Source organism: Streptomyces sp. NPDC001135, assembly GCF_053598395.1.
In genome coordinates this window covers 159,038-168,734 of the sequence record NZ_JBSFKD010000019.1, presented here as the reverse complement: position 1 = coordinate 168,734, position 9,697 = coordinate 159,038, and the positions used below count along the sequence as shown (strand labels likewise).

11 protein-coding genes and 6 tRNA genes are annotated in these 9,697 nt (G+C 72.5%); 9 read left to right on the top strand and 8 right to left on the bottom strand.

From position 1 onward, the window contains the following. Window positions 1-220 precede the first annotated feature (220 nt). Window positions 221-1,384: a phosphotransferase gene (locus ACWC94_RS23580; RefSeq protein WP_450798867.1), complete on the top strand. Its 1,164-nt coding sequence runs from the start codon at window positions 221-223 to the stop codon at window positions 1,382-1,384. 80 nt (window positions 1,385-1,464) lie between these two features. Beyond that, window positions 1,465-1,782 carry a TFIIB-type zinc ribbon-containing protein gene (locus ACWC94_RS23575; RefSeq protein WP_450798866.1) on the top strand — a complete coding sequence of 106 codons (318 nt, stop codon included), beginning with the start codon at window positions 1,465-1,467 and terminating at the stop codon, window positions 1,780-1,782. 61 nt (window positions 1,783-1,843) lie between these two features. On the opposite strand, the gene ACWC94_RS23570 is transcribed toward ACWC94_RS23575, so the two are convergent. The 5 genes from ACWC94_RS23570 to ACWC94_RS23550 form a co-directional block, all read right to left on the bottom strand. Beyond that, window positions 1,844-1,915 (bottom strand) — tRNA-Val (locus ACWC94_RS23570). 29 nt (window positions 1,916-1,944) lie between these two features. Continuing rightward, a tRNA-Val gene (locus ACWC94_RS23565) sits at window positions 1,945-2,016 on the bottom strand. A gap of 47 nt (window positions 2,017-2,063) precedes the next feature. Next, window positions 2,064-2,135 (bottom strand) — tRNA-Val (locus tag ACWC94_RS23560). 1 nt (window position 2,136) lies between these two features. Next, window positions 2,137-2,210 (bottom strand) — tRNA-Cys (locus ACWC94_RS23555). Between the two features lie 38 nt (window positions 2,211-2,248). Beyond that, window positions 2,249-2,321, bottom strand: a tRNA-Gly gene (locus ACWC94_RS23550). A 177-nt stretch (window positions 2,322-2,498) separates the two neighbouring features. Here ACWC94_RS23550 and ACWC94_RS23545 point away from each other — a divergent pair. From ACWC94_RS23545 to ACWC94_RS23535, 3 genes are all read left to right on the top strand, one after another. Beyond that, window positions 2,499-3,563 carry a chorismate-binding protein gene (locus ACWC94_RS23545; protein WP_450798865.1) on the top strand — a complete coding sequence of 355 codons (1,065 nt, stop codon included), beginning with the start codon at window positions 2,499-2,501 and terminating at the stop codon, window positions 3,561-3,563. After that, on the top strand, window positions 3,560-4,381 hold the full coding sequence (locus ACWC94_RS23540; protein WP_450798863.1) for an aminotransferase class IV: 822 nt from the start codon (window positions 3,560-3,562) through the stop codon (window positions 4,379-4,381). The genes ACWC94_RS23545 and ACWC94_RS23540 overlap by 4 nt, the downstream gene beginning before the upstream one ends. A gap of 167 nt (window positions 4,382-4,548) precedes the next feature. Beyond that, complete coding sequence (locus ACWC94_RS23535) at window positions 4,549-5,373, top strand: GNAT family N-acetyltransferase (RefSeq protein ID WP_450798862.1); 825 nt, start codon at window positions 4,549-4,551, stop codon at window positions 5,371-5,373. 15 nt (window positions 5,374-5,388) lie between these two features. Here the strand turns inward: ACWC94_RS23535 and ACWC94_RS23530 are convergent, their stop codons facing one another. Next, complete coding sequence (locus ACWC94_RS23530; protein WP_450798861.1) at window positions 5,389-5,913, bottom strand: DsbA family protein; 525 nt, start codon at window positions 5,911-5,913, stop codon at window positions 5,389-5,391. A 260-nt stretch (window positions 5,914-6,173) separates the two neighbouring features. Here ACWC94_RS23530 and ACWC94_RS23525 point away from each other — a divergent pair, with 260 nt between their 5' ends. Continuing rightward, a complete protein-coding gene (locus tag ACWC94_RS23525) occupies window positions 6,174-6,632 on the top strand; it encodes a hypothetical protein (RefSeq protein WP_450798860.1) in 459 nt (152 codons plus the stop codon). Between the two features lie 199 nt (window positions 6,633-6,831). After that, window positions 6,832-6,981: a hypothetical protein gene (locus ACWC94_RS23520; RefSeq protein ID WP_023552049.1), complete on the top strand. Its 150-nt coding sequence runs from the start codon at window positions 6,832-6,834 to the stop codon at window positions 6,979-6,981. Between the two features lie 89 nt (window positions 6,982-7,070). Here the strand turns inward: ACWC94_RS23520 and ACWC94_RS23515 are convergent, their stop codons facing one another. Together ACWC94_RS23515 and ACWC94_RS23510 are read right to left on the bottom strand one after the other, a co-directional pair. Then, on the bottom strand, window positions 7,071-7,631 hold the full coding sequence (locus tag ACWC94_RS23515; RefSeq protein ID WP_450798859.1) for a CGNR zinc finger domain-containing protein: 561 nt from the start codon (window positions 7,629-7,631) through the stop codon (window positions 7,071-7,073). Between the two features lie 285 nt (window positions 7,632-7,916). Further along, a complete protein-coding gene (locus ACWC94_RS23510) occupies window positions 7,917-8,330 on the bottom strand; it encodes an SsgA family sporulation/cell division regulator (protein ID WP_004002642.1) in 414 nt (137 codons plus the stop codon). Between the two features lie 191 nt (window positions 8,331-8,521). Here ACWC94_RS23510 and ACWC94_RS23505 point away from each other — a divergent pair, with 191 nt between their 5' ends. After that, on the top strand, window positions 8,522-8,995 hold the full coding sequence (locus ACWC94_RS23505) for a TIGR02611 family protein (RefSeq protein ID WP_450798857.1): 474 nt from the start codon (window positions 8,522-8,524) through the stop codon (window positions 8,993-8,995). A gap of 82 nt (window positions 8,996-9,077) precedes the next feature. Beyond that, window positions 9,078-9,149, top strand: a tRNA-Val gene (locus tag ACWC94_RS23500). Window positions 9,150-9,697 lie beyond the last annotated feature (548 nt).

Genomic DNA, 9,697 nt, shown 5'->3' with positions numbered 1-9,697 from the left:
GGGGACCCCAAGGCACGGGGGGAGGCACGGGGGGCGCTGGAGGTCCCGCCTCCGGGGAGGCACCCCGCCGGCGCGGGCAAGCGACACCTACCCCCGCCCCGCACCAGCCCCGGGCACCAGGAAACCCCGCCCAGCACACCAACCCCTGGCACCCGCCCCGGCACCACGCAGCCCGCACCCACGTACGCTCACCCGGACACCCCGACCACCGAGGCCCCCGTTGACCCTCCTCCCCGCTCTCACCGCACAGGCCAGAGCCGCCGCACACCCGTACCCCGGCGGAGCCCCCTGCGCCTGCGGCGAACCAACCGTCCCCCTCGCCGAGCGCCCCGACGCCACCGTCGTACGGCACGCCGACACCGTCGCGAAGGCGCACGCCCCCGGTACCGACCCCGCCGAGCTGACCCTCCGCCTGGCCGTGGCCGCCCACCTCCCGGACGTCCTCCTGTCCCCGCTCACCCCGGCCCCCGCCCCCTTGCAGGACCGCCTGGTGACGTTCTGGCCGTACGGCGCCCCCGTGGATCCCGACGACCCCGACGCGGCCCCCTGGGAGGCCACCGCCACCCTCCTCGCCCACCTGCACCGGACCACACCGCCCCACGGCCTGCCCCCGATGCGCGGCCCCGCCAAAGCGGCCCGGGCCGTCGCCCGGCTCCACGCGGCCCTGCACGCCGAACCCCCTGCCGGGCCCCAGCCCCGGCACCAGGCCGAACCCCGTGCCGGGCACCGTTCCGGATCCTCCGCTGAACCCCCTGCCCGGCCCGATTCCGGATCCTCCGCCGAAGCCCCTGCCGGGTCCGATTCCGGATCCTCCGTCGAACCCCCTGCCCGCCCCCATTCCGAACCCTCTGTCGAATCCCATGCTGAGCCCCGTGCCGAGCTCCACGCGGCAGCCGGCCCCGTCCTCGCCGCCTGGGCCGCCCTCCCCGCCTGGGCCCGCGCCGAGGCCCCCATGCCCGGCACCCCCGCCCTCTGCCACGGCGACCTGCACCTCGGCCAGCTCGTCCGCCACCCGGCCCCGGACGGCCCCTGGCGGCTGATCGACATCGACGACCTGGGAACCGGGGTCCCCGCCTGGGACCTCGCCCGCCCGGCCGCCTGGTACGCCTGTGGGCTCCTCCCGCCCGACGCATGGACCCGTTTCCTCGGCGCGTACCAGCGTGCAGGCGGCCCCGCCGTACCCTCGACCGGCGATCCCTGGCCCGCCCTGGACGTCCCGGCCCGCGCGCTGACCGTGCAGACGGCCGCCCTCGCCCTCGCCAAGGCGCTCACGGCCGGCCGTCCGCTGGACGAGGTGGAGCAGGCACTCGTCGACGCATGTGCCCGAATGGCCCCGATTCCGCACCAGTTGGCGTCGACAGACGCGGGCACGGACACGGACTAGGCTGCAACCGACCGGGGCTGGACGGAGTCTGTCCCGGAGAACCACGAAGCAGGACCGACCGGCGAGGAGTTGAGCCGACCATGCACTGTCCGAAGTGCCACGCCCCGATGAACACCTACAACCGCAGCGGCGTCCAGATCGAGCAGTGCAGCGGCTGCCGGGGCATCTTCCTGGACTACGGCGAGCTGGAGGCACTGACCCAGCTGGAGTCCCAGTGGTCCAAGCCCGCCCCGCCGGCCCCGCCCGCCGCCCCGCAGGCCTACCCGGCCCCGCCCGCGCCTGCCTGGGGCGCCCCGCACGGCGGTCACCACGGCGGTCATCACGGCGGCCACGGGCAGTACGGCCACCATGGCCACCACGGCCACAAGAGCTGGGCCCACATGCTCTTCTCCAGCTGAGCCGCCCGGGGGCACGAAGAAGCCCCCGGCCGTACGAGACGGCCGGGGGCTTCTTGCTGTGTGGACGATACTGGGATTGAACCAGTGACCTCTTCCGTGTCAGGGAAGCGCTCTCCCGCTGAGCTAATCGTCCGCGGGCCGTGACCCGAAGGTCACGGACAGTGCGCGATACTGGGATTGAACCAGTGACCTCTTCCGTGTCAGGGAAGCGCTCTCCCGCTGAGCTAATCGCGCGGGTGGGGATCTTCGAGAAGCCCCGTGGACCTTGCGAGAAGATCCAGTGGACGATACTGGGATTGAACCAGTGACCTCTTCCGTGTCAGGGAAGCGCTCTCCCGCTGAGCTAATCGTCCTTGGAGGTGGAGACGGGATTTGAACCCGTGTAGACGGCTTTGCAGGCCGTTGCCTCGCCTCTCGGCCACTCCACCAGGAGTGTAGGGGATCGGGACGACCCCTTCTTCCTTCGAGCGGACGACGAGGCTCGAACTCGCGACCTCAACCTTGGCAAGGTTGCGCTCTACCAACTGAGCTACGTCCGCCTGTCGTTTCGGTCCGCTTCCGCGTCCCGGCGACGTGTTGAACTCTAGCGGATTCCCGGGCCAGTACAAAAACGCGTTTGCGCAGCGTGCTGCGGTGCCTCCGACGGACGACGTGGTCAGGCCCCCTCGCGGTCACCCCGAGGTCACCTTTCGGACACCCGCCCTAGACTCGACCTCGTGCTCCACCACCCTTCCCGGCTCCCTGCTCTGGCCCGCTTCGGCGACCGCCTCGCCACCGGCCTCCTCGATGTCACCAGCGACCCCGCCGCCCTGGACTCCACGGGCTTCTGGGCCGTCTGCGCGGACTTCGAGGGACGTCTGACCTGCGCCCGCTTCGCGGACGTGCGCGAGGAACCGGTGCCCGCCCCGGTGCCGGGCGGCTGGCAGGGCCCGGCGGCCGGGGACTGGGCATCCTCCCTGGACCGGGCCGCGTACACGGCGGCCGTCCGCCGGATCCGCGAGCACATCGCGGCCGGCGAGGTCTACCAGGCCAACCTCTGCCGGGTGCTCAGTGCGCCGATCTCGCCGGACGCCGACGTGGACGCCCTGACCGCCCTGCTGGCCCGCGGCAACCCGGCGCCGTATGCAGGAACGATTCGGCTGCCGGGACACGGTGTGGAGATCGCCACCGCCTCACCCGAGCTGTTCCTGCGCCGGGACGGCCGGGTCGTGGAGTCGGGGCCCATCAAGGGCACCGGACGCACGGAGGCGGACCTCCTGGAGAAGGACTACGCCGAGAACGTGATGATCGTGGACCTGGTCCGCAACGACCTCGGGCGTGTCTGTACGACCGGGAGCGTGTCCGTCCCCGACCTGTGCGCCGTGGAGAAGCACCCGGGCCTGGTCCACCTGGTCTCCACCGTCCGCGGCGAGCTGCGGGACACGGCCGGCTGGCCGGACCTCCTCGCCGCCGCCTTCCCGCCCGGCTCGGTGACCGGCGCGCCGAAATCGAGCGCCCTGCGGATCATCGAGGCCCTGGAGACTTCCCCGCGCGGGCCGTACTGCGGGGGCGTCGGCTGGGTCGACGCCGACCGCGGCACCGGCGAGCTGGCCGTGGGCATCCGCACCTTCTGGATCGACCGGCCCGACGGCGCCGCGGCGGTGCTGCGCTTCGGCACCGGCGCCGGCATCACCTGGGGGTCCGACCCCGAGGGGGAGTGGCGGGAGACCGAGCTGAAGGCGTCACGGCTCCTCGCAGTAGCGTCGGGAGCGTACGCGGCAAGTGGAGGGGTGTACTCATGAGGATCTGGCTGGACGGCGCGCTGCGCGACCCGGACTCCGCCCGCGTCTCCGTCTTCGACCACGGGCTGACCGTCGGCGACGGCATCTTCGAGACGGTGAAGGCGGTCCACGGCAGGCCCTTCGCTCTCACCCGGCACCTGGAGCGGCTGAGCCGCTCTGCCCGGGGCCTCGGCCTGCCCGAGCCCGACCACGACGAGGTCCGGGAGGCGTGCGCGGCCGTCCTGGAGGCGAACCCGATGCCGCTCGGCCGGCTGCGGATCACCTACACCGGCGGCCACGGGCCGCTCGGCTCCGACCGCGGCGAGCAGGGCCCGACCCTCGTGGTCGCCGTCGGCGGGACCACCCGCCGCCCGGACACCACCGCCGTGATCACCGTCCCGTGGACCCGCAACGAGCGCGGTGCGCTGACCGGCCTGAAGACCACCTCGTACGCCGAGAACGTCGTCGCCCTCGCCCGCGCCCATGGACGCGGTGCCTCGGAAGCGCTGTTCGGGAACACGATCGGACAGCTCTGCGAGGGCACCGGGTCGAACGTCTTCGTCGTCCTGGACGGCGAGATCCACACCCCGCCGGTCGCCTCCGGCTGCCTCCTGGGCATCACCCGTGCGCTGACCGTCGAGTGGACCGGGGCCAAGGAGACCGACCTGCCGCTGGACGTGCTGGAGCGCGCGGACGAGGTCTTCCTCACCTCGACGCTGCGGGACGTGCAGGCCGTGCACCGGATCGACGACCGCGAGCTGCCCGGCGCCCCGGGCCCGGTGACCGCGAAGGCGATGCAGATCTTCGACGAGCGGTCCGGGCAGGACCTGGATCCCTGAGCCGGGACAGTGCCGTGGGGCCTGGACTCCTGAGCCGGGGCAGTGCCGTGGGGCCTGGACCCCTGCTCCGGGACAGTGCCGTGGGGCCTGGACCGGCCCGCGCACCGGCGGCCCTGGGCCCCGAAAACGGGCTGACTTGGCGCTCGGCTATGGGTAGAACACCTGTGATGACCACAACCCTGCGGCCGGTCGAGCCGCTCCAGCGCAACGCCGACGGCACCCGTTCCCGCCGCTACCAGGTGTGTGTGAACAGCCGTCCGGTCGGCGAGATCCACCTCGGCACCTCGCCGTCCCTGGGCGACTCGGTGGCCCGCGTCGTCGACCTGTGGATCGCCGAGCCCGACCGGCGGCGCGGCCGGGGCACGGTGGCCGCGCTCGCCGCCGAGGAGGTGGCCCGCGGCTGGGGCTGCACCCACATAGAGACCCGCGTCCCCGCCTCCGCGGACATCGCCCTGCGGCTCTTCGGCGCCCTGGGCTACACCCCGCGCAACCGCGGCATGGAGAAACGCCTCGGCACCACCCCGCCCGAGCTGCCGCCCGGCAGCAGCGCGCGACCCATGACCCAGGCCGATTTCGACGCCTGGCGGGAGTACGAGAGCGAGCACTACGCGCGCACGTGGATCGAGCGCGGTCTCCCCGAGGCCACGGCCCGCGCCAAGGCCCGCAGCGACCACGAACGTCTGCTGCCGCACGGGTCGGCGACCGACGGCATGCTCTTCAGCGTCCTGGAGCACGAAGGGTCCCGGGTGGGCACCCTGTGGGTGGCCCTGCAGGACGGCAAGGCGTTCGTGTTCGACGTCGCGGCCGACCCGGCCCACCGCGGCCGAGGTCACGGCCGCACGCTCATGCTGCTCGCCGAGCGCCAGGCGATCGAGGCAGGCCGGCCGGTCCTCGGCCTCAACGTGTTCGCGGGCAACTCCCCGGCCGAGCGGCTGTACGAGTCGCTCGGTTACGAGACCACGGAACACTCCCTCGCCAAGCCCCTGCTGTAGGGGACGGGCCGGGCCTCAGGCCTCCCGGCCGCCCAGCAGCCGGTCGGCGATCTCCTCGATGCGCTCGCGCAGCCCCTCCTGGCTCTTGCCGCCGTCGAGGCGTTCGCCGCCGATGACGTACGTCGGGGTGCCGGTCACCCCGATCGCCTTGCCCTCGGCCTGGTCGGCGTCCACGATCAGGATGTGCCGGCCGTCGATCAGCGCGGTGTCGAACTCCTCGGCGTCCAGCCCGAGTTCACGGGCCACCCCGACCAGGAAGGGTTCTCCCTGACGGTCCAGCTCCTCGACCCGCTCCAGTACGGCCTCCACGTACGGCCAGCCCTTGCCCTGCTCCAGCGCTTCCTCGGCGGCCTGCGCGGCGGCGAAGGCGTGCTTGTGCTTCTCCAGCGGGAAGTGCCGCAGCCGCAGTTCCAGCCGGTCGCCGTAGCGGGCACGCAGGGCACGGACGTCGTCCAGGGCGGTACGGCAGTCGGGGCACTGCAGTTCGCACCAGACGTCGAGGACGAGGGCGTCGGTGTGTGCGGGGGAGGAGTCGCTCATGCCGACCAGTCTTCCAGGCCGGCCGCGGGCGACCCAATCGGGACGGTTACGGCGGCCGGGCCCAGGTCCCGGGGGAGTACGGCACCGGACCGGCACTCCAGTAGGAGGTGACCCGGAGATGTCCCTGATGTCCCGCTGGAGCGTGGCATCACGAGGACGAGGCGGTGCAGGATGGAGGGGACGCAGGCGGTGCGCCGGGCCGGTGTGCCGCGTCCGCGCACTGCGCGCCTTCCACCCGACCCAGCCGCCAGGAGGACCGGATGATTGCCGAGACCGTCTGCTCCGCCGTGTCCGCGGCGGGCCTGGGCATCGCGGTGGTCACGGCCTACCGCAAGCGATTCCTCACGGCGGCCCGCATCGCGGCCTACTCGCTGGTGCCGGTCGGCCTGGTGATGACCGGGGTCGTCGGCTGGCTCGCCGACACCGCCTTCAGTCCCAGCGCCTGGGCCGGCTTCGGTGTGCTGGGCGCGGCCTGGCTCCTGTTCGCGGGCACCCGCGCCGTCGAACGCCGGCGCGGCGGCACCCGCGCCCAGCGCAGAGCGGCCCGCGGCGACCAGGCCGAGACCGTGGCCCCGCAGGCCTCCGCGCCCTCCCTGGGTGCGGGCTCCCGGCCCGCGACCGGCTCCGCCACCGCCCCCCGTGCCACCGCCCCGCGCGCCACCGGCTCCGCCGACGACTTCAGTGACATCGAGGCCATCCTGAAGAAGCACGGCATATGACGGCAGCGTGCCGCCGCGGGCGTGTCCACGGCCCGCAGGCGCCTTCGGGCTGAAACGACACAGAGTGTCGCGCGGAGATCCGGAACCGTTCACAAGTCGAATCAAGTCGGACGAGACGGTGCGGAATGCGGTAACTCCCGCATACCGCGAGCGCGTTGATCGCGCGGAGGGTCTCTTCTGCGCCATCATCGGCCGCGAGATGCTGGACACAGAGAGCGAGGCCGCGCCGCCGAAGGACGAGCCGCGCGGGTGCCTCTTCGCCCTATCCCAGCCACCGCTGATGATCTTCCTTGCGGTGATCGGGTGTCTGCTCCTCATGGCTGCGCTGCACGACCTGCTGTTGCTGTGAGCCGTACACGTCCGTCCCGGCGTCACCCGCCGGGACCGACGTCGCCCGGACCCGGGTCCGCGCAGCCGACGGCGCTCCCCCGGCGGCGATCACCCCGTCGCTTCCTTCCGGCGGGCCCGGTACGCGGCCACGTGCAGCCGGTTCCCGCAGGTGCGGCTGTCGCAGTAGCGGCGGGAGCGGTTGCGGGAGAGGTCGACGAAGGCGCGCCGGCAGTCCGGGGCCTCGCAGCGCCGCAGCCGTTCCTGCTCCCCGGCCACCACGAAGAAGGCGAGTGCCATCCCGCAGTCGGCGGCGAGGTGGTCGGCCACGGAGGCGCCGGGCGCGAAGTAGTGCACATGCCAGTCGTAGCCGTCGTGGTCCGTCAGACGGGGGGTGGTGCCCGCGGCGGCGACCAGCTCGTTGATCAGCCCTGCGGCGGAGCGGGCGTCCGGTGCGGCGAAGATCGCCGCGAAACGCCCCCGGACCCTGCGCACCGCCGAGAGGTCGAACTCCGACAGCGCGCCGACATCGCTGATCTCGTGGTTTCGCACGAAATCCGCGAGAGCCGGGACATCGGGCAGTCCGTCGGCCGCCGCGTCGTCCTCCGGCGCGGTGTTCACCAGATCGACCACGGTGTCGAGGGCACACCGGGTGTCGTGGGTGATCAGCACGTTTCGCTCCCTGGCCTGAGGGTCGGGCGGACGCCCGCCGATGCTGGCCGATGGTAGCGACAACCCCGCCCGCCGCACTGTCCGCCGCCCGACTCGCTTGCCGGTAGAACGCCGCCGTGCCCACGGCGGTTCCCGGTCCGGGCACGGCGGCGGCCGGGCGCGCACAGGCCGACGCCGCCCCGTGAGCGCTCACGGTGACGGCGCCGTTCTGTGCCGTATGCGGTTGTCTTGGCCCGAGCCGTCTCCCCGAGTGGACGGCGCCGGGCTGCTTTCGGAGGCCGCGACCTAGCTCTCCGCCAGGATGTGCGAGAGCTCCTGATCCAGATCGAAGTGCCGGTGTTCCGTGCCGGGCGGCACGGCGGCGTCGGTTCGCTTCAGGAAGGACTCCAGGGCCCGCGCCGGGGCCTCGAGCAAGGCCTCCCCCTCCGGGGAGCTGAGGGCGATGCACACGACGCCCTGACCATGGCTGCGCGACGGCCAGACGCGGACGTCGCCGGTGCCGGTGGGCCGGTGGAGCCCCTCAGCGAGGAGGTCGCGGGCGAACACCCACTCGACGGTCTCCTCGGCTCCGGTGTGGAAGGTGGCGTGCACGGCGTAGGGGTCGGCCGTGTCGTACCGCAGGCCTGCGGGGACAGGCAGGGAGGACTCGCTCGACACAACGAGGCGCAGGTGCAGCTCGCAGCTGACCGTGGTGTTCATAAGCGCCAGGGCCTTTCGCTCAGTGTGCGCTCGGGGATTCGCACGTCGGCGAAATCGACATGCCACCTACGATGCCGTTGTAAACCCCTCTGAGGGTTTTGCGTGTCTTTACGTAACTCTTCCGGCCGAGAACTCGTACGAGACCTACGTCCATTCCGGTGACCGGATTCACTCCGGTAGGGTTTGTCTGTATGAATACGGGGAGTGACGAGCCGGGCGAGGTCGCCGTGGTGGCGGAGAAGGCGAAGGCGGGCCGGAAGGAAGCCGAGGAAGCCGGGGGCGCAGACGGTGGCGGGCTCGGCTCCCGGGCGCCGGAATTCGTCAAGGCCCGCCGGCTGCTGCATCTGAGCTGGCAGGTCGGTGTCTTCGTGATCGGCCTGGCGGTCGTCGTCGCCGGCGTCGTGATGCTTCCGCTGCCGGGGCCCGGCTGGGTGGTGATCTTCGGCGGCATGGCGATCTGGGCGACCGAGTTCGTCTGGGCGCAGCTCGTGCTCCGCTGGACCAAACGCAAGGTCACCGAGGCCGCCCAGCGGGCCCTCGACCCCAGGGTGCGCCGGCGCAACATCACGCTGACCGTGATCGGGCTGGTGACCGTGGCCGCGCTGGTGGCGGTCTACGTGTGGAAGTTCGGCCTCGTCGTGCCGTGGAAGATCAAGGATCAGTGATTCCGGCTCCGCCCGGCCGTCCGTCGCCTCGGCCCCTGGTCGGAGGCACCCCCTGACATGGGGTAATGTTCTTCCTGTGCCCGGGCGATTAGCTCAGTGGGAGAGCGCTTCGTTCACACCGAAGAGGTCACTGGTTCGAACCCAGTATCGCCCACCCGGACCGACGGCCCACCTGCAGGACAGCAGGTGGGCCGTCGGCGTATGCGCGCACGGGGAGCGCAGGCGGGCGAGGGGCAGGGGGAGCGGTCCGTGGCGTCCGGCGTCCGACCCCACGGCGCCGGCAACCACCTCCTGGTGTCCGCACCACGGCGGCGAGACGGTCCCCCTCCCGGTGTGCGAACCCATGGGGCCGCCGACGGGAGCCGACTCCTGGAGGACGGGGCCGGCACCAGCCGACCCCCCGCGGCACCGGGGTGAGCGGTCGGCGCCTGACGCCTCGGGTGCCCGACCGCGCCGACACCGCCCGTTGACCTGGCCGTTCTCCCTCGCGCTCGTATCTGCGGTACCGGCGGTTCCGAGGAGGCGGCTCCGCTTCGGACACGGCCTGCGGGGCGGTTCGACCCTGCGAAGGCCCCGCGTGTTTTGCCGAACCGGCAACAAGGCTCGTGTGCGGCCGACCGGTCGCACGAACATCATGACGGCGGGCAGCGAGGGCCGAGCCGGCCACCGGCCGCACTCCGGCAGATACGCGGCCCACCTCTG

Coding starts and splice junctions, on each gene's coding strand:
- ACWC94_RS23575 (WP_450798866.1), top strand. CDS start 1,465: ATGCACTGTCCGAAGTGCCACGCCCCGATGAACACCTACAACCGCAGC.
- ACWC94_RS23540 (WP_450798863.1), top strand. CDS start 3,560: ATGAGGATCTGGCTGGACGGCGCGCTGCGCGACCCGGACTCCGCCCGC.
- ACWC94_RS23535 (WP_450798862.1), top strand. CDS start 4,549: ATGACCACAACCCTGCGGCCGGTCGAGCCGCTCCAGCGCAACGCCGAC.
- ACWC94_RS23530 (WP_450798861.1), bottom strand. CDS start 5,913: ATGAGCGACTCCTCCCCCGCACACACCGACGCCCTCGTCCTCGACGTC.
- ACWC94_RS23525 (WP_450798860.1), top strand. CDS start 6,174: ATGATTGCCGAGACCGTCTGCTCCGCCGTGTCCGCGGCGGGCCTGGGC.
- ACWC94_RS23520 (WP_023552049.1), top strand. CDS start 6,832: ATGCTGGACACAGAGAGCGAGGCCGCGCCGCCGAAGGACGAGCCGCGC.
- ACWC94_RS23510 (WP_004002642.1), bottom strand. CDS start 8,330: ATGAACACCACGGTCAGCTGCGAGCTGCACCTGCGCCTCGTTGTGTCG.
- ACWC94_RS23505 (WP_450798857.1), top strand. CDS start 8,522: ATGAATACGGGGAGTGACGAGCCGGGCGAGGTCGCCGTGGTGGCGGAG.